Below are 17,377 nucleotides of genomic sequence, written 5' to 3'. Positions count from 1 at the left end.
CCTCGTGATCGAGGTGTTGCGTGACTCCCTTGAACCCGCCCGGCCGGAATGCGCAATAAGTCGGGGGTCAGGGGCGGGGCTTGATGCCGAGGAGCTCGCGGGCCTGGGTCGTCGACATCGGGGGGCGCTGCATCGTCGTCGAGAGCTCAGCCGCCCGCGTCACGAGCTCGACGTTGTGCCGCACCTCCTGGCCCCGCGCGAAGACGACGTTGTCCTCCATACCGACCCTGAGGTGACCCCCGGCGGACAGCGCGGCGGCGAGCACCGGCAGGTGGGTGCGCCCGATCCCGGTCGCCGACCATGACGTCACCTCGTCGGGCAGCATCGCCACCCCCGCGAGCAGCGCGGCCGGCGTCCCCGGCATCGCGCCCGGCACCCCGAGGACGAAGTCGACGTGCACCTTCCCGCCGAACGGCAGCCCGTGCGTGTCGAGGAGCCGGCGCAGGGCGTGGACGTGGCCGAGCTCGAACAGCTCGAACTCGGGCACGACCTCACGCTCCTGGGCCTGGACGTAGAGGTTGGACATGAACCCCCACGGGTTGAGGAACACGTCGTCGCCGAAGTTCGTCGTGCCGCACGTGAGGCTGCACGAGTCGGGTTCGGCGTCGAGCACGGTGAGCCGCTGCTCGAGCGGGTCGTGGACCGACCCCCCGGTCGACAGCTGGACGATGAGGTCGGTCTCGGAGCGGACTGCGTCGACCGCGGCGCGCAGCCGCCCGGCGTCGAGGGTCGGACGGTGCTCGGCGTCGCGGATGTGGAGGTGGATGAGCGCCGCCCCCGCCCGTTCGCACGTGCGCGCCGTCTCCACGAGCTCCTCCAGCGTCGTGGGGAGCTGCGGCAGGTCGCCCTTGGCGTGCTCGGCCCCCGTGGGGGCGACGGTGATGAGGGTCGCGGACGCTGCGGTGGCCATGGGCGCCAGTCTGTCAGGACGATCGGGACGCCGAGGACCCCGGTGGCCGCAGATCCTCCGGCGGTCAGGGGGTGACGACGACGGTTTGCGCCCCGGCGACACCCTCGGACACTAGAACGGCGTCGACCGGGGTGTTGCGCTTGATCACGGCCAGCGCGATCGGGCCGTCGACGTGGTGGCGCGCCACGGTCGTGAGCCGGCCGACCTCGCGTCCGTCGAGGGTGAGGGCCGACCCCGCGACCGGCAGCAGGTGCCCCGAGCCGTCGAGGTGGAGGAAGACGATGCGACGCGGCGGGCGGCCGAGGTTGTGCACCCGCGCGATGGTCTCCTGCCCGCGGTAGCAACCCTTGTGCAGGTGGACGGCAGTGCGCAGCCAGTCGACCTCGTGCGCGATGGTGCGGTGGTCGGTCTCGAACCCGAGCCGGGGACGCCACGCCGCCACGCGCAGCGCCTCGGCGGCCCACGTCCCGGCGAGCGGCCGGTCACCGACGGCGGACTCGAGGTCCGCGCGGGCGACGATGAGCTCGCGCCAGCGTCGCGACTCCCCCGGGTGCCCCGTCTCCGGACCGTATGCCGCGGTGTCGCCGACCAGCGCGGGCCACGGGTCGACCCAGGCGAGGGGCTCGCCCTCGGCACTGGCGGCCGAGATCGGCTCGCCGAGGACGGCATACCCCTCCGTGAGGTCGGAGACCTCGACCCGCAGCATGAAGCGCATCGACTCGAGCCAGGACACGAGGGCGGGCGCGGTGCCGGGTTCGACCGTGATCCACGTGGACTCCCCGTCGTCGACGACGTGGAGGGCGTGCTCGACGTGGCCCTTGGGCGAGAGGACGAGCGACTCGGCGGACTGTCGCGGCGCGAGCCCGGTGAGGTGCTGCGACGTCATCGAGTGCAGCCAGGTGAGGCGGTCGGCACCCGAGACGCGGACGACGCCCCGGTGCGAGAGGTCGACGACGGCCAGGCCCTCCTCGAGCAGGCGCTGCTCCCGGTTGGGGTCGCCGTAGTGGGCCGCTACTCCCGCGTCGGCACCGTCACCCGCGACGGCGCCGGGGCGGCCGAGGAGCGGTGAGGAGGGAAGGGCTGTCGTGGTGTCGGTCATGGCTGCTTCCTGCAGGTGCGGCAGAGGCCGTGGATGGCGGCATGGGTGACGTCGGCCTCGAAGCCGAGCCGGTCGTCGAGGCGGGCGACGAGGTCGTCGGCCACGCTCGTCGGCGCCTCCTCGACGGAGCCGCACTCGCGGCAGACGACGTGGACGTGGGTGGCGTGGGTGGTGAGGTGGTAGCTCGGGACGCGGTGGTCGACGTGCGTGTGGCTCACGAGACCGAGCTCCTGGAGCGCCTCGAGCGAGCGGTAGACGGTCGAGAGTGCCATCGGCGAGGCGCCGCTCGTCGACACCGTGTCGACGATCTGCTCCGGCGTGGCATGACCGAGCGCCTCGACCGCGGCGAGGACCTGCTGGCGCTGGGGCGTGAGCCGCCTGCCGGCGGCGCGGAGCCGGGTGCCGAGGTCACTCACCACTCCAATGTATGCCGGTCGCCCGGGGTCGAAGAATCGCCCACCTAGACTGACCGCGTGCTAGACGTGTTCCCGGGCGAGGACAGCCGCCCCGCCACCGCCCCCAGGAGGAAGTCCCGGACGGGGCGGCGCATTCTCACGTTCATCGCCGCGCTCGTCGCGCTCGTGCTGGTCGCGGTGGGCGGGTTCGTCGTCTTCCTCAACCAGAAGGTGTCGGGCAACATCACCCAGGAGGCGCTCCTCCCCAAGGCGGCGCCGTCGGCCACCCTGCCCGACGGCACGACCGTCGCGATTCCCCAGGCGAAGGTGGGCAAGAACTACCTCATCATCGGCTCCGACGCGCGGCCCGGTGAGACGGCCAGCCGATCGGACGTCATCGTCCTCGCGCACGTGCCCGAGGACAAGAGCGCGGTGCAGCTCATCCACTTCCCGCGTGACCTCTACGTCCCGATCCCCGGCCGCAGCAAGGACAAGATCAACGCCGCGTACGCGTACGGCGGCGCGCCCCTGCTCGTCAGCACCATGCAGAACCTGCTCGGCGTCAAGATCGACCACGTTGCGAAGACCGACTTCGAGGGTTTCCGCGCGATGACCGACGCCGTCGGCGGTGTCCGCGTCTACGCCGAGGAGGCCAGCAACGAGGGCGCGTTCGCCATCAGGGAGGGGTTCAACGACCTCAACGGTGAGCAGGCGCTGGCGTTCGTGCGCGAGCGCTACCAGCTCTCCGAGGGCGACATCTCCCGCGGGCGCCGCCAGCAGGCCTTCATCAAGGCGCTCATGCTCAAGGCGATCAGCGTCGACGTCGTCACCAACCCGATCACGCTGACCCGGTTCGTCGACGCGGCGACCGACAACCTCGTCGTCGACAAGGGCCTGTCCGTCGCGACGATGCGCAGCGAGGCCTTCGCACTGCGCGGCGTCCGCAGCGGCGACATCGTCTTCATCACGGCGCCCTTCACCGGCTTCGGAACCGCGCCGAACGGCGGCTCGATCGACATCCTCGACGAGTCCGGCATGGCCGCCCTGGGCAAGGCCCTGCGCACGGACACGATGGACGAGTACGCCGACGTCTCCGTCATCCCCTGACGGTCATCCCCTGACGTCCAGCGTCACCCGCCTGGCCCGTACAACCCGCCCGCCTGACCCGCCCGCCCGCCTGACCCGCGGAGGTGCAGAGGCAGAGGTGCAGGTGCGGAGGTGCAGGTGCGGAGGTGCAGGTGCGGAGGTGCAGGTGCGGAGGTGCAGGTGCGGAGGTGCGACTTATTGCGCATTCTGGCCGTACAAACGCGACTTATGTCGCGTTTGTACGGCCAGAATGCGCAATAAGTCGGGTGCTGGGGCTGGGGCTACTCGACGCGCTGGAGCTCGGCGGAGACGTGCGACTGGAGCCGCTGGCCCATCGCCGCCATGTCCATCGCCCACATGAGGTTGGACTGGACGTACCCGTACATGCGGTGTGCCGCGGTGTACTCCTTGGCGTGCGGGCTGCGCATCACCCCGTCCGTGCGGAGCTCGACCTTCGCCGGCTGGGCGTGACCGGCATACATCTCGACGAACCCCGTCGGGTGGGTGAGCAGCAGCTCGACGTTGGTGCCGTCCTCGGCCTCGGGCACCGGGCGCCAGAAGCCGACCTCGGTCGCCAGCGGGCGGACCTTCTCCCCCGCGTCGTCGAGCAGCCAGGTCCGGCTGTGCCACGCGAGGAACGGGCGCCCGTCGTGCGAGCAGGTGATCTCCTGGCCGAAGTGGGCGGACTCGATCGTCGGGTAGCCGACGACGCCGGCCCCGGCCCACTTGCCGACGAGCCAGGCGAGGGGGGCGAGCTCGGACGGGAGGTTGGTGTCGAGATGGAAGGCCACGAGTGGGATCGTAGTGGCTCCCGAAGGGAGCACCCATGACCAGCATCCGGCCGCTCGTCGTCAAGATCACCTGCGGCGCGGAGGAGCTCGAGCGCCTCAACCAGGGCCTCACCGTCGCCACCACCGCGCTCGCCGCCGGGGCCGAGGTCAGCCTGTGGCTCACCGGCGAGGCCACCTGGCTCGCCGTGCCCGGCCGCGCCGAGGAGCTCCACCTGCCGCACGGCGCACCGCTCGCCGACCTCCGCGACGGCCTGCTCGCCGGCGCGACCGTCACCGTCTGCGGTCAGTGCGCCGCCCGGCGACAGATCGGCCCCGACGACCTCCTGGAGCCCGCGACGATCCGGGGCGCGGCGGCATACGTCGAGGAGATCCTGCGCCCGGACGTGCAGGCGATCGTCTACTGACGGCCCGGCGACCGGCCGGCTGCCGGGTCGCTCCTAGGCTCGGGCCGTGACCGCTGCCGTGCTCCTCACCGTCCTGCTCGTCCTGCTGGCGCTCTTCCAGCTCGCCCTCGCGCTGGGCGCGCCGCTGGGACGGTTCGCCTGGGGCGGTCAGCACCGGGTGCTCCCCACGGGGCTGCGGGTCGGGAGCGCCCTCGGGATCGCGACCTACGTCCTCATCTCTGTGCTCGCCCTCGACCGCGCCGGGGCGGTGGACGTCGTCACGGACCGCTTCTCCCGGGTGGGCATGTGGGTGGTCCTCGCGTACTTCGTGCTGGGGATCGGTCTCAACGCCGCCTCGCGCAGCGAGTCCGAACGTCGGGTGATGGTGCCGGTCACGGTCGCGCTCGCGGCGCTGAGCCTCGTCGTCGCCCTGCGCTGAGCCCCGGGCCCATCCGGGCCCACCGGGGGCGCTCTCAGCCGACGAGGATCGTCGCGAGGATCGAGACCGGGACGCCCGTGACGAGCACGGACGCCGCGGCGGCGGTGAGCTGTCCGCGCAGGCCGCGGATGGGCGAGAGGACGCACAGCACCCGGCGCATGACGTGCGCCAGCCCCGCGGCGACGAGGCCGAGGACGAGGCCGGCGAACACCCCCACCTCCTCGATGAGGAGACCGCTCGCGCCGCCGGCGGCGAGGCCGAGCACCACTGCGGCGGGCAGCATCCAGGGGCGCGCCCGGTCGCTGGGCGCGGCGAGGTCGGCCACGGCCGACAGGGCGAGGGCGAGCGCCACGACGACGACGACGTCACGACCCCCGAACGTGCGACCCAGCGGGACCCAGGCCGCACCGATGACCGCGATGCCGATGCCGGCGGCGCCGACGGACACCGACTGGGTGAGCCGCGGTCGCCCGTCCCGGCGCATGATCTGGTGCAGGAACATCGCGAGGATCGCGCCCGCCACGACCACCGGGACGTGGCGGAGGTACGGCTCGTCGGGGGTCAGGGCGACGACGGCGGGCGCCAGCACCCCCGCCAGTCCGATCGCGAACGAGGAGCCGAACCGGCTCGACGAGCCCAGCAGCTCGGGCCAGCCCCAGGCGAGCGCGAGCCCGCCCCAGGCCACCGCTGCCGCGCCGAGGGCGTGGTCCGCGGTCGTCGCCAGCGCCAGCAGCGCGGCGAACACGATCGTCGCGAGCACCACGGCGACGCGGCGCTCGGTGGCGATCGGCGGGAGGACCGGGTCGTGTCGGCGCTGCTCGCGCGCGGCCCGGCGGGCGGCGCGCGACTCGCTCACGGGTTCGGGCGCATCCACGGTGGGCATCCTGCCATCACCCACCGGCGAAGGGCGGGAGCACTTCCACGACCGTGCCCTCGGGGACCTCGATGTCCCGGCCGACCGCACGTCCGTCGACGAGGACCGAGCAGACGGCGACGACCTCGCGCAGCGCGGGATGGGCCGCGACGGCACCGTCGAGGACGTCACCGACGAGCGGGCCGGCCACGAGGGTCTCCTCGGAGACGCCGGCGGCCGCACGGGCACCCGCCCAGTAGCGCAGGGTCACCGGTCTCATGACGCGGTGAGAACCGTCCGTCGGGGTCATGTCCACCTATCCTGTGCGTGATGGCCCACCTCCTGCTGCTGACCAACGCCCTGGCGCCGAGCGCCGAGGTGCTGCCTGCTCTGGGCCTGCTGACCCACCATGTTCGCATCCTCCCCGCGGAGCCGACCGCCCTCATCGACGCCCCCAAGGCCGACGCCGTCCTCGTCGACGCGCGGCGCGAGCTGGCGATGGCGCGTTCCCTCTGCCGCGTCATCCGAACGACCGGGCTGTCGGCGCCGCTGTTCGCGGTGCTCACCGAGGGCGGGCTGGCCGGCCTCACGCCCGAGTGGGGCGTCGACGACGTCCTCCTCGACAGCGCCGGACCGGCTGAGGTCGAGGCGCGGCTGCGGCTCGCGATCGCCCGGGTGCTCGAGGGCGAGGGGGTCGAGGACGACGTGCGGATCACCGCCGGCGTGCTCGTCATCGACGAGGCGAGCTACTCGGTGCGCCTGCGCGGCGCCGTCCTCGACCTCACCTACAAGGAGTTCGAGCTGCTGAAGTACCTCGCCCAGCACCCGGGCCGCGTCTTCACCCGCTCCCAGCTGCTCCAGGAGGTCTGGGGCTACGACTACTTCGGCGGCACACGGACCGTCGACGTCCACGTGCGTCGGCTGCGGGCCAAGCTCGGCTCGGATCACGAGACGCTCATCGGCACGGTCCGCAACGTCGGCTACCGCTTCGTCCCCGAGGAGGCCGAGGCGGCGGCCAACGAGGTCGCGACCTCGTGAGCGACGTGCGGGTCGAGGGGTCGACCCACCTCGACGACACCGACGCAGCCGCCGTGCTCGCCCTGGCCGGTCGCGCCGCCGAGACCGACGGCGTCGGCGCGATCTCCGAGGCGTTCCGCCTCGCCCTCACCTCACCGCGCGCGTCGGTCACCCACCTCCTTGCGTATGCCGGTCAGTCCGGTCCCGTGGGCTACGCGGCTCGCGACGTGGCCGGTTCGGCCGAGCTCGTCGTCGACCCGGCGTCCCGCCGTCGCGGCGTCGGGCGGGCGCTGCTGCGGGCGCTCCTCGACGGTGGCGCGACCGGCGTGTGGGCGCACGGCGACCTGCCCGGGGCGCGCGCCCTCGCCGCGTCCGAGGGGCTGGTGCCGACTCGGGAGCTGCACCACATGAGCCGGCCGCTCACCGCCGCCGACCGTGAGGACCCGGCGCTGCCGGAGGGCTTCTCGGTCCGGCCGTTCGAGCCGGGCCGCGACGAGCAGGCCTGGCTGGAGGTCAACCGGCTGGCGTTCGCCTCCCACCCGGAGCAGGGTTCCATCACCCTCGAGGACCTGCGCGACCGGATGAGCCAGGAGTGGTTCGACGCCTCCGGGTTCCTCCTCGTCGAGGACACGACGGTCTCCGACGAGGACGGCGCCCATCCGCTCGCGGCCTTCCACTGGACCAAGCGTGAGCCCGGGACATTGGTCGGGCGGGCCCACGCGGCGGGCAGCGACGAAGGAGCTGGGCGCCGCGGGGAGGTGTACGTCGTCGGGGTGCACCCGGCATACCAGGGTCGTGGTCTGGCAGGCCCGCTCACCGCGCTGGGTACGGCACATCTCGCCCGTCAGGGCGACGACACGGTGGAGCTCTACGTCGACGGCGACAACACGCGAGCGCTCGCGACGTACCGCCGTCAGGGGTTCGTGGACGCCACCCTCCACGTCGTCCACGGTCGTCCGCCCGCGCCGTAGAGTGGCCCGGTCCACGACGAGGGAGAGCACGTGACCGAGACCCGCCCCGAAGGTGCGGAGGCCGATCCCGAGGGTGCCGCTGCCGGCGCGGCCGCCGCTCGCGGCACCGGTGACGACGTCGCCCGCAACAGCGCGATCATGGCGGTCGGGACGTTCGGCTCACGCATCCTCGGCTTCGTGCGGGCCGCGCTGCTCACCGGCGTCGTCGGTGGTGCCGTCGCCCTCGACTCGTTCACCATCGCGAACTCGCTGCCGACGCAGCTGTACGTGCTCATCAACGGTGGGCTCATCTCGGCGCTGCTCATCCCGCAGTTCACCAAGGCGATGATGCGCAAGGACGGCGGCCAGGACTTCAGCGACCGCCTCATCACGCTGTGCCTGCTCGTCCTCGGCGGCGCGACCGTGCTGTGCCTCGCGGCGACCCCGTGGATCATCGGCGCGCTGACCAAGGACGGCGCCGGCGACGACTTCATGTCGCTCACGACGACCATGGCCTACCTCTGCCTGCCGCAGCTCTTCTTCTACGGGCTCTACTCCGTGCTCGGTCAGGTGCTCAACGCGCGCGGCAACTTCCTCGCCTACGCGTGGGCGCCCGCCTGGGCCAACGTCATCCAGATCGTGGGGCTCGTCTGGTTCATCTGGCAGTGGGGCCAGCAGCCGACCGCCTCGACGTGGACGACCGAGATGATCCTCGTCCTCGGCCTCACGACGACCCTCGGCATCGCCGTGCAGGGGCTCAGCCTCCTGCTGCCGCTGCGGAGGACCGGGTTCCGCTACCGTCCCCGGTTCGGCTGGCGCGGCTACGGCTTCGCCGAGATGTCGAAGATGACCGGGTGGACGGTCGCGGCGCTCGTCATCTCGCAGTTCTACGGGTTCGTCAGCACCCGGGTGATGTCGCCGGGTGAGTCGCTCGGAGCGAGCGTCCCGGGCAACGGTGTGCAGGCCCTCGCGTACAGCCTCTACATCCTCCCCCACTCGATCATCACGACCTCGGTCGTCACGGCGCTCTTCCCCGCCATGTCACGGGCCCACGAGGAGGGCGACACCGCGGGCATGCGTCGCCGCGTGCTCAGCGGGATGAGCAGCCCCGCCGTGCTGCTGCTGCCGGCCGCGGCGGCGTTCATCGCCCTGGGGCGGCCCATGGCCGCCACCCTCTTCCCCGGCATCCGGTACGACCCGAGCCGGGGCATCGACGAGCCGGGCAGCGTCGCGCTCGTCCTCGCCCTCATGGCGTTCGGCCTGCTGCCCTTCGGCATCACCGCGGTCAAGCAGCGCTACTGCTTCGCCCGTGGGGACGGCTGGATGAACTTCTGGCTCGTCGCCCTCATGACGGCGGTCAACCTCTCCGCCTGCGCCGTCGCCGTGTGGGTCTCGCCGCCCGAGTACGTCGTCGCCACCGTCGCGGGCGGGGCCACGCTGGCCAACATCGTCTCGGCGACCGCGTTCCTCCTCGTCGCCCGGCGCCAGCTCGGCGGGCTCGGGCTGGCCGTCGTCACCCGGCTCTGGGCCCGGCTGGTCGTGGCGTCGACGCTCGCGGGTCTCGCCGCGTGGGGCGCCGCGTCCCTCGTCGCCGACCCGGCGAGCGAGTGGCTCCTGCAGGGCGTCTCGCTGGCCGTCGGCGGGCTCGTCCTCGGCGTCGTGTTCCTCGTCGTCGCCAGGCTCATGCGGATCCGCGAGGTCGACGACATGCTCGCCCCCGTCCTGCGGCGCCTGTCCCCCACCCGCTGATCCCGCAGGACCACCGCACGGTGCCGGTTCGCGGCGGGTGCGGTGGTCCCGGGGCAGCGGCCCGTCGGGCACGCGGTCGGAGTCAGGAGGCCCGTCGCGCGGTCACGACGAGGTACTCCCACTCCATCGCACCGTCAGGCCCCTGGTGCCGACGCGCGAGGTCGTCCAGGGCGGCATCCAGCTCGGCCGCACGGCCCGGGTCCTCGCCCACGGCCCGGTAGGCCACGATGGTCGGTCCGTAGCGGGCCTTGAAGTACTCCCGGAAGTCCTCCGGCCGACGGAACCGGTCGACGACGACGGACTCGCGGCGCGCCGTCAGCTCGGTCACCCCGGAGCCGAGCAGCGACCGCACGTGCCCGACGTCTCCCCACAGCGGGGGCGGCTGGGCCCCCGGCGGCGGGGCGGGCACGAAGGGTCGCATGGCCGCGAACATCTGGCCGATGAAACCGTCGGGCGTCCACGAGAGCAGCCCGATCGTCGCCCCGGCCCGTGCCACGCGGAGGAGCTCCTCGGCCGCCGCACCGTGGTGGGGGGCGAACATCACGCCGAGGCAGGAGAGCACGACGTCGAAGGACGCGTCGGCCAGCCCCAGCGCCTCGGCGTCGTCGACCCGCCAGTCCAGGTCCAGACCCTCCCTCTCCGCCCGCGCTCGGCCGGCCTCGAGGAGCTCAGGGGTGAGGTCACTGGCGACCACGTGGGCACCGGTGCGCGCCGCCGGGAAGGACGCGTTGCCGCTGCCGGCCGCCACGTCGAGGACGTGCTGCCCGGACCTCACACCGGCGTCCGCGACCAGCACGCGGCCGAGGTCGCCCACGATCTCGTCGGCCACGCTGGCGTAGTTCCCCAGCGCCCACATGGCCCGGTGACGGTCCTTGAGCGCGCGGTCGGCGTCGAGCTGCTCAACCGTGGTCATCGTGACCCCACGACCCGGATGTGCGACGGCGCGCGGACCCCGGCTCCGGTGAGGTCGTCGCTCCGCACGAGCTGGTGGCCGACGCGTTCCAGCGGTCGGCTGTTGAGGTCCGCCGGGACGAACGGGGTCCGGATGTAGGGCCCGGGGTACTGCTGGGCCGAGGCCGCCCCCGGCCCCGTCAGCAGGAACGTCAGAGTGGCTGCCAGGGTGGCGCCACGGATGAGGTTCGTCATGATCTGCTCCTTCTGGGATGGATGTCCTCCACCGTCGGTGGAGGTTCCTTCCACGGTCCGCCGTCGGCAGCTCCCGCACATCGGGCACGACCCCTCAGGTCCTGGCCCCGGCCCCCTTGGATTCGACACCGGGGTTCCTCGCCGACCGCCTGACCCCCTCGGAGGGGCGTGGGACCATGAGGGATGGCGTCCGGGAACGAACGGCACGTCGTCGGCCGCGAGGCCGAGCTCACGGCGCTCACCACCTGCCTCCAGCACGCGGCCGAGGGGCGCAGCCGCACCTTGGTCGTCACCGGCATGCCGGGGATCGGGAAGACGAGCCTGGTGCGCGAGAGCATCGCCGAGGCCGGGGACCGGTTCCTGGTCCTCGCCGGCGCCTGCCTGCCGCTCCAGTCGCTCAGCGTGCCCCTGCAGCCGCTGCGGTCAGCGCTTCGAGAGTCGTCGGCCCCTGACGGTGGCGGGTACCTCGCCTCGATGGACGTCGTCGACCAGGCACCACGCGCTCTTGACGCCTTGGTGGACGACGTCAGCGCCACCCAGCCGCTGGTCCTCTTCGTCGACGACATCCACTGGGCCGACCAGAGCACGCTCGACGTCCTGCTGTACCTGGCGGCCGGACCGAGGAGCCGCGCCGTGGCCCTCGTCGTCGCCGCCCGCGACGACGTCCTGCCCGACGGACACCCGCTGCACCGGTGGCTGGCCGACGTGCAACGCCTTCCGGGAGTCGACACGGTGCACGTCGGGCCCCTGGACCGCCACGGGACCGAGCAACAGCTGATGTCCCTCATGGGCGTGGCACCGCACCAGAGCCTGGTCGACGACGTCTTCGACAAGGGCGGCGGCGTCCCCTACTGCACGAGCCTCCTGGTGCGTGGGGTCGCGACCGACGCGCGAGTCCTGCCCGAGAGCCCGTCGGCCGACCTCAAGGCGGCCGTGAAGCGCGACTGGCACGAGCTGAGCGAGTCGGCACGGACCGTGACCAGCCTGGTGGCAGCCGCCGGAGGCCCGGTGACGGTCGGCCTGCTGCTGGCCGTCGCCCACGACCTCGGGGTGGGAGGTGTCGAGCCGGCACTCGAGGAGGCGGTGGCGCGTCGGGTCCTGCGCATCGAGGAGCCCGCCGGGTACTGGTTCCACCACCCCCTCCAGGCGGAGGTGCTCGACGCGGACCTCGGCGCCACCCGGAGCCGCCTCTGGCACGCGGCCTACGCGCGGCAGCTCGAGGCCGGGGTCGGCGAGACGCCCTCGCTGTCCACGGCCATGGCACTGAGCGACCACCACCAGCAGGCCGGGAACGAGCCCGCCGCCTACGCGTGGGCCATGCGGGCGTGGCAGGTGGCCGGAGCGACGCGAGCCTCGCCCGAGCTCCGCCGCCTCCTGCGACGAGCCATCGGGCTGCGGGCCGGGGTCCCGCAGGCCGCCGAGTCGCGCGAGGAGCTGCTGGAGCTCCTGCGCAGCACGGCCGAGCACGCAGGAGCGTTCGGCGACCAGCTGGTGGCGGTCGACGCCCTGCTCGAGTGTGCCGACGAGCAGGCACAGCCGCTGGAGGTGGGCTGGTTGCACGTCCAGCGCTCTCGGCTGCACACCCTCACGGGTGCCGGAACGCCCAGCCCCACGGAGGCGCGCACCGCGGTGGAGCTCACCCGGACCGCTCCCTCCTCGTGGCAGCACGCGTTCGCGGAGGCCGAGCTGGCGCGCACCATGGTCTGGGCGGCCGAACCGGGAGCGGGCGACCACGCGCAGCGGGCCGTCGCCGTCGCCCGCGACTCAGGCAGCCCGCGCGCACTCGCCTTCGCCCTCTGCGCGTCCGCCATGGTTTCCCTCGTCCGCGGCTCCCCTGCGACCGCGACCCGCCACGCGAGGGAGGCGGGCCGCGTCGCCCTGGACGCGGGCGACTGGCACGGCTACGAGCACGCCATCACGTGGGAGGCCAACGCTGCCCGTCCTCCCGTGGGCGAGGCGGTCGCCGACCTGCTCCGAGGGGCGCGTCGCGAGCTGACCGCCGCTGGCGCCCCTCACGTGTTCGTCGCGATGGCGGCGACCGTGGAGGCCGAGCAGAGGCTGCTCATCGGCGACTGGCAGGGCTGTCGTGACCTGCTGCGCATCTCGCTCGGCTCCTCCGACCCCGGCCCGTTCGTCGACATCCGGTCACGCCTCTCAGCGGCCATGCTCGACGCCTTCCAGGGCCGGCCGAGGCAGGCCACGATGCAGCTCGAGCGAGCCGCCGAGCTGCTGGCTGGACCCGGCGCCCACCCCAACGTCGCCGTGGCCACCGCGACGGCCCTGGTCGCCCTCGCGTCCGGCGACCCTGCGAACGCGTTGCGGGCGGCGGTCGACGGCGCCCGTGCGCCCGGCGCCGCTCCGCACCTGTGTGAGTGGCTCGTCCCGCTGGCCGCCCGCGCCGTCGCCGACCTGGCCGAGGCGGGGCGGTTGCCGGGCGAGGGCGGAGCCGAGGAACGCGACATCGACGACCTCGTGCGCGAGTTCCCCACCATCGTGGTCGACCTCGGCGAGCACCTCGGGGAGCAACCGCAGCTGCGGGCGATGCAGGACTGGTACGACGCCGAGGTGGCGCGAGCCCGGGCGAGCGCGGACACCGGCGACCGCTGGTGGGACGTCGCCGAGTCGTGCGAGGCGGCAGAGCAGCCCTGGGTCGCGGTGTACGCGTGGTGGCGGGCTGCGGAGTCGCTTCTCGCCCAAGGGCCCACGCAACGCCGTCGAGGCATCGAGGCGTGGCGTCGCGCCGACCACATGGCACGCGGGCTCGACGCCAGGTCGATCCTCGACGAGGTTGCCACCCTCGGCCGGATCGCCCGGGTCCCGCGCTCTCCGCAGGCGCCGACGTCGGCGACGGACGTCCCGGCGCCCCTGCCCGGTCTGACCGCCCGCGAGCGCGAGATCCTGGCGCACGTGGTCGAGGGCTCGACCTACGGCGAGATCGCCGCGTCGTTGGTGATCAGCGAGAAGACGGTCTCCTCACACGTGTCCAACCTCCTGCGCAAGACCGGTACCGCGAACCGGGTCGAGCTCTCCCGGCTGGTCACGCGTCTGTCGTCGGACCCCGGCGGACGGGACGCCGAGGCCGTCAGCGGGTGACCGGGAGGTCGGAGTCGGCCGGCTCGCCGCCGGGGTGGTAGGCCGCCTCGGGGTCGTAGTACTGGTGGAACTTCCGGTCGTAGCTCACGCCCGCCGCGAGGATCTTCACCCACCGGCGCGGGTCGCGCTCGGCCCGGTAGTGCAGCGGGTTGCGCAGCCCACCGGCCTTGATGACGCGCTGCACGCGGGCCCACAGGTCGGGGTGGCGGGCCAGCGCCCACTTGATCGTCCGCACGGGGACGACCGAGTAGACCGTCTCGGTGTCGGCCTCGACGAGCTCGAACTCGGTCGGCAGCCGGTCGTGGACGTACTCCTCGACGTACCAGGTCACCGGGTTGAAGCCCGTCCCCGTGACGTAGTAGTTCGACCGGCCGAGCCGCGGGTTGAGCTCGAAGAACTTCGTCTGTCCGTCCCGCGGGTCGTACTTGAGGTCGAAGTTGGCGTAGCCGACCCACTTGAGCTCGGCCAGCAGCCGCACCGCCTCGTCGACGATCCGCCGGTCCTGCCCGGTGAGGATCGCGGCCGGCACCCCGAGCAGCCCCGGCGCGTGCTCCTCGATCAACGTGCGCCCGTAGCTCGCGAACCGCACCCGCGAGTCCCTGTCGCAGTAGCAGGTGAGGATCCGCATCCCGGTGTCGTCGCCGGGGATCCGGTCCTGGACCACGAGCGTCTCGCGGTACCCGGCGGCCTGCACCCGGCCGACGAGGTCGCGCAGCTCGTCGCGCGTCGCCACCTCGTGCACCTTGGCCTGGCCCTGGAAGGTCACCGCGTTCCAGGCGGCCGGGGCCGTGGGCTTGACGATGAGCGGGTACCCGTCGGCGGGGAGGTCGGCTTCGCCGAGGTCGTATGCCGGGTCGCCCAGGTCGATGAAGGTCGTCGCCGGAGTCGTCACTCCCGCCCGCTGGGCGGCCTCCTCGAAGGTGTGCTTGCGGGTGGCGATGGCCAACGGGCCGGCCCCGACGTAGGGGACCTTCCACGAGTCGTCCAGCCGGTCGCGCATGAGCGCGATGACGTCGACGAGCGCGTCCGAGGTGGCGAGCAGGATCTTGGGGGCGGCGAGGGCGTCGAAGGGTGAGCCGGCCAGGGTGGCCGCCAGGGCGTCGGGGTCGTGGGCGTCGGAGCAGTGGACGACCTCGAGGATCGCGGAGTTGTCGACCACCCAGGACGTCGCACCGGTGACGACGAGCGACTTCACGCCGTAGGCCTCGTGGAAGGCCCGCACGAGCGAGTAGCCGCCGACGTGGGCGCCGACGACGACCGGCACGAACGGCTGGTCCGCGATGGACTCGTAGGGCTTCACGGGCGCAGCAGCCTTCTGGGACAAGGGAACCCGCCTCTCAGCGACGCTTGTAGACGCGGACGACGAGGTCGACGAGCCGCCCCGCGAGGGGACGGAGCTGCTTGGTGAACTCACCGGCATACTCGCGACGTTCGGGGTTCCACTGGCGCTTGAACTCCTCGAGCCCCTCGGACGCGTCGATGCCTCCGAAGTCGAAGCTCGTCACGCCCCTGGCCGCGGCGACCTGCATGATCCGCCAGACCATGAGGTAGTTGGGGCGCAGGTTGCGGTGCTCGTCCGACGACGCGGCATAAAGGTAGGAGCCACGGGTGCCGCAGGTCGCGAAGATCGAGCCGGCGAGGTACTGGCCGTCGGGGTGCCGCGCGTGCGACGCCTCGAACTCGGCGGCCGCCGCCTCGTTCTTGGCGATGCCCTGCTCGAGCTGCTCGACCTGGCGGTCGGCCTTCTCGGAGGGGTACTTCTCGCGTTTGGCCTGCGCCTTCTCGAGCTGCTCGCGCGACTCCTCGACCTTGGCCCGAGCCGCCTCGGCAGCGGCGCCGTGGTCGAGCCTCACGAGCGAGACGACGATGTCATCGGTCGGTGAGAGGACGTCGTAGAGCGTCGTGAAGTACTCGAGGCTGCGGATGCCGAAACCGTCGCGCGCGCCGGTCGTCCTCATGAGCTCGTGGAACGCGGGGATCTTGTCGCGGCCGACCGACTCGTAGACCAGGCCCGACTTCTCGGCCTTGCGGATCGACTGGCGCGTGCCCTGCGACAGGTCCTGGTGCAGCGCCTCGAGGTCGGAGATGTCGGTGACCATGCGCAGCGCCGGCTGGGCGAGGGTCTTGGCGGCGTCCTCGCCCGGGTCGGTGCGCGTGAAGCCGCGGGACTCCAGCGCGGGACGGAGGGCCGGGTCGTCGATGCGCACGGCGGGGTCGACGCGGAGCAGGACGCCGCGGTTGTCCTTGGCGACCCGGGTCACCTCGGCGAGCAGCGCGTCGACGCTCTCTCCGTCGGACCAGTCGACGACGAACCCGCGCGGGCAGTAGGCCAGCGCCAGTGGCAGGACCGGGGTCCGCCGGAAGAGGACGAGCGCGGCGCCGGTGACCTCACGCTCCCCGTCGGTCCCGGTCCGGCCCACGGCGACGGTGCGCCAGGTCCAGCCGGTGAGCTCCTTCTCCCTGCCCCAGGGCGTCGTCTGCATGAGGTGCCCGTGCGGGTGGTCCCGCACGAAGTCGTCGTGCTCGCGCGGGGTGAGGTCGAGGGTGGACAGTGCCACGGAGCTCCTTGGTCGGGGTGGTCGCGGGTCGCCGGGAGTCTATCGGCCGGACCGCCGCGACTCCGCGGACAGAAGGGGGGCCGGGGTTAGGCTCGCCGCGTGCGCAACGAACCTGTCGGCATCCTCGGCGGCGTCGGCCCGATGGCCACCGTCTACTTCATGCAGCGCATCCTCGACCTCACCGACGCCTCCCGCGACCAGGACCACGTCGACATGCTCGTGTGGAACCACGCGAGCATCCCGGACCGGACGGCATACCTCGTCGGCGACTCGCCGGACAGCCCCGGGCCCGTCATGGCCGAGGACGCCCGGCAGATCGAGAGGGCGGGAGCGACGTTCATCGCCCTGCCCTGCAACACCGCGCAGGCCTTCATCGACGAGGTCCGGGACGCCGTGAGCATCCCCGTCATCGACATCGTCGCCGAGACCGTCGAGGCCGCCCGGGCGGCGGTCCCCGGCCTCACCACGGTCGGCATCCTCGCGACCGACGGGACGCTGCTGGCCCGGACCTACCACGACGCCGCCGCGGCGGCCGGCCTCGCGGCCGTGGCCCCCGACGAGGTCGCCCAGAAGGACGTCATGTCGATGATCTACGACGGCGTCAAGGCCGGTATGCCGGTCGAGCGCGAACGCTTCGACGCGGCGGTCGCGCACCTGCGCGCCAAGGGGGCCGGGGCCGTCCTGCTCGCGTGCACCGAGCTGTCGATCCTGCGGACCGACCTCGCGGTCGACGACGTCGACGTCGTCGACTCCCTCGACGCCCTCGCCGCGCGCACCGTGACGATGGCCGGCGCGCGGCTGCGCTGAGTCGGGCGCGGAGCCGGGGCGTTGAGCCGGGGCGCTGAGCCGGGGCGGCCGGGGACGGGACAGGAGGCGCCCGGAGCGCAGGTCTCGTCCCGTTCACCTCG

Annotated in this window: 18 protein-coding genes; 8 read left to right on the top strand and 10 right to left on the bottom strand. The window is 72.9% G+C overall.

The features are described 5' to 3' along the window. Window positions 1-67 precede the first annotated feature (67 nt). The 3 genes from AC3EU2_RS10070 to AC3EU2_RS10060 all read right to left on the bottom strand — a co-directional run bounded on the left by AC3EU2_RS10070 (window position 68) and on the right by AC3EU2_RS10060 (window position 2,425). Entirely contained in the window at window positions 68-910 is an 843-nt protein-coding gene (locus AC3EU2_RS10070; RefSeq protein ID WP_488176162.1) for a beta-keto acid cleavage family enzyme, read from the bottom strand. A gap of 64 nt (window positions 911-974) precedes the next feature. Further along, window positions 975-2,009, bottom strand: coding sequence for a CAF17-like 4Fe-4S cluster assembly/insertion protein YgfZ (gene ygfZ, locus AC3EU2_RS10065; protein ID WP_488176161.1), 1,035 nt, complete (start codon window positions 2,007-2,009; stop codon window positions 975-977). Further along, window positions 2,006-2,425, bottom strand: a complete 420-nt coding sequence (locus AC3EU2_RS10060; protein WP_488176160.1) for a Fur family transcriptional regulator — start codon at window positions 2,423-2,425, stop codon at window positions 2,006-2,008. Before AC3EU2_RS10060 ends, ygfZ begins: the two co-directional genes overlap by 4 nt. A gap of 57 nt (window positions 2,426-2,482) precedes the next feature. On the opposite strand from AC3EU2_RS10060, the gene AC3EU2_RS10055 reads away from it, so the two are divergent. Beyond that, window positions 2,483-3,511 carry an LCP family protein gene (locus AC3EU2_RS10055; protein WP_488176159.1) on the top strand — a complete coding sequence of 343 codons (1,029 nt, stop codon included), beginning with the start codon at window positions 2,483-2,485 and terminating at the stop codon, window positions 3,509-3,511. A 260-nt stretch (window positions 3,512-3,771) separates the two neighbouring features. On the opposite strand, the gene AC3EU2_RS10050 is transcribed toward AC3EU2_RS10055, so the two are convergent. Further along, window positions 3,772-4,281: a heme-binding beta-barrel domain-containing protein gene (locus AC3EU2_RS10050; RefSeq protein ID WP_488176158.1), complete on the bottom strand. Its 510-nt coding sequence runs from the start codon at window positions 4,279-4,281 to the stop codon at window positions 3,772-3,774. A gap of 35 nt (window positions 4,282-4,316) precedes the next feature. On the opposite strand from AC3EU2_RS10050, the gene AC3EU2_RS10045 reads away from it, so the two are divergent. Together AC3EU2_RS10045 and AC3EU2_RS10040 are read left to right on the top strand one after the other, a co-directional pair. Next, entirely contained in the window at window positions 4,317-4,685 is a 369-nt protein-coding gene (locus AC3EU2_RS10045; RefSeq protein ID WP_488176157.1) for a DsrE family protein, read from the top strand. 46 nt (window positions 4,686-4,731) lie between these two features. Next, window positions 4,732-5,103, top strand: coding sequence for a hypothetical protein (locus AC3EU2_RS10040; protein ID WP_488176156.1), 372 nt, complete (start codon window positions 4,732-4,734; stop codon window positions 5,101-5,103). A 34-nt stretch (window positions 5,104-5,137) separates the two neighbouring features. Here the strand turns inward: AC3EU2_RS10040 and AC3EU2_RS10035 are convergent, their stop codons facing one another. Then, window positions 5,138-5,977, bottom strand: a complete 840-nt coding sequence (locus tag AC3EU2_RS10035; RefSeq protein ID WP_488176155.1) for a hypothetical protein — start codon at window positions 5,975-5,977, stop codon at window positions 5,138-5,140. A 16-nt stretch (window positions 5,978-5,993) separates the two neighbouring features. Continuing rightward, window positions 5,994-6,236, bottom strand: a complete 243-nt coding sequence (locus AC3EU2_RS10030; protein ID WP_488176154.1) for a MoaD/ThiS family protein — start codon at window positions 6,234-6,236, stop codon at window positions 5,994-5,996. Window positions 6,237-6,286: 50 nt separating this feature from the next. Here AC3EU2_RS10030 and AC3EU2_RS10025 point away from each other — a divergent pair, with 50 nt between their 5' ends. From AC3EU2_RS10025 to murJ, 3 genes are read left to right on the top strand one after another with little or no spacing between them, the layout of a single operon-like run. Further along, window positions 6,287-6,994, top strand: a complete 708-nt coding sequence (locus AC3EU2_RS10025) for a winged helix-turn-helix transcriptional regulator (protein WP_488176153.1) — start codon at window positions 6,287-6,289, stop codon at window positions 6,992-6,994. Beyond that, the gene (gene mshD / locus AC3EU2_RS10020) at window positions 6,991-7,944 is read left to right on the top strand and encodes a mycothiol synthase (protein WP_488176152.1); all 954 of its coding nucleotides are present in this window, start codon (window positions 6,991-6,993) and stop codon (window positions 7,942-7,944) included. Before AC3EU2_RS10025 ends, mshD begins: the two co-directional genes overlap by 4 nt. Before the next feature lie 30 nt (window positions 7,945-7,974). Then, entirely contained in the window at window positions 7,975-9,672 is a 1,698-nt protein-coding gene (gene murJ / locus AC3EU2_RS10015; protein ID WP_488176151.1) for a murein biosynthesis integral membrane protein MurJ, read from the top strand. A gap of 82 nt (window positions 9,673-9,754) precedes the next feature. Here murJ and AC3EU2_RS10010 read toward each other — a convergent pair whose 3' ends face one another. Further along, window positions 9,755-10,585 (bottom strand): class I SAM-dependent methyltransferase, encoded by an 831-nt coding sequence (locus AC3EU2_RS10010; RefSeq protein ID WP_488176150.1) that lies wholly within the window; start codon window positions 10,583-10,585, stop codon window positions 9,755-9,757. Next, a complete protein-coding gene (locus AC3EU2_RS10005; RefSeq protein WP_488176149.1) occupies window positions 10,582-10,818 on the bottom strand; it encodes a hypothetical protein in 237 nt (78 codons plus the stop codon). The genes AC3EU2_RS10010 and AC3EU2_RS10005 overlap by 4 nt, the downstream gene beginning before the upstream one ends. Window positions 10,819-11,001: 183 nt before the next feature. On the opposite strand from AC3EU2_RS10005, the gene AC3EU2_RS10000 reads away from it, so the two are divergent. Then, window positions 11,002-13,911, top strand: a complete 2,910-nt coding sequence (locus tag AC3EU2_RS10000; RefSeq protein ID WP_488176148.1) for a helix-turn-helix transcriptional regulator — start codon at window positions 11,002-11,004, stop codon at window positions 13,909-13,911. Here AC3EU2_RS10000 and AC3EU2_RS09995 read toward each other — a convergent pair. Both AC3EU2_RS09995 and AC3EU2_RS09990 read right to left on the bottom strand, forming a co-directional pair. Then, entirely contained in the window at window positions 13,901-15,211 is a 1,311-nt protein-coding gene (locus AC3EU2_RS09995) for a carboxylate--amine ligase (protein WP_488176147.1), read from the bottom strand. The two genes, AC3EU2_RS10000 and AC3EU2_RS09995, sit on opposite strands and share 11 nt — an antisense overlap. 37 nt (window positions 15,212-15,248) lie before the next feature. Continuing rightward, window positions 15,249-16,469, bottom strand: coding sequence for a lipid II:glycine glycyltransferase FemX (locus tag AC3EU2_RS09990; RefSeq protein ID WP_488176146.1), 1,221 nt, complete (start codon window positions 16,467-16,469; stop codon window positions 15,249-15,251). A gap of 99 nt (window positions 16,470-16,568) precedes the next feature. On the opposite strand from AC3EU2_RS09990, the gene cuyB reads away from it, so the two are divergent. Continuing rightward, the gene (gene cuyB / locus AC3EU2_RS09985; protein ID WP_488176145.1) at window positions 16,569-17,276 is read left to right on the top strand and encodes a cysteate racemase; all 708 of its coding nucleotides are present in this window, start codon (window positions 16,569-16,571) and stop codon (window positions 17,274-17,276) included. Window positions 17,277-17,377 lie beyond the last annotated feature (101 nt).

The organism is Knoellia sp. B-D-2 (assembly GCF_057714695.1).
This window is presented reverse-complemented; position numbering and strand designations above follow the sequence as displayed.

Coding starts and splice junctions, on each gene's coding strand:
- AC3EU2_RS10070 (WP_488176162.1), bottom strand. CDS start 910: ATGGCCACCGCAGCGTCCGCGACCCTCATCACCGTCGCCCCCACGGGG.
- ygfZ (WP_488176161.1), bottom strand. CDS start 2,009: ATGACCGACACCACGACAGCCCTTCCCTCCTCACCGCTCCTCGGCCGC.
- AC3EU2_RS10045 (WP_488176157.1), top strand. CDS start 4,317: ATGACCAGCATCCGGCCGCTCGTCGTCAAGATCACCTGCGGCGCGGAG.
- AC3EU2_RS10030 (WP_488176154.1), bottom strand. CDS start 6,236: ATGAGACCGGTGACCCTGCGCTACTGGGCGGGTGCCCGTGCGGCCGCC.
- AC3EU2_RS10025 (WP_488176153.1), top strand. CDS start 6,287: ATGGCCCACCTCCTGCTGCTGACCAACGCCCTGGCGCCGAGCGCCGAG.
- AC3EU2_RS10010 (WP_488176150.1), bottom strand. CDS start 10,585: ATGACCACGGTTGAGCAGCTCGACGCCGACCGCGCGCTCAAGGACCGT.
- AC3EU2_RS10005 (WP_488176149.1), bottom strand. CDS start 10,818: ATGACGAACCTCATCCGTGGCGCCACCCTGGCAGCCACTCTGACGTTC.
- AC3EU2_RS10000 (WP_488176148.1), top strand. CDS start 11,002: ATGGCGTCCGGGAACGAACGGCACGTCGTCGGCCGCGAGGCCGAGCTC.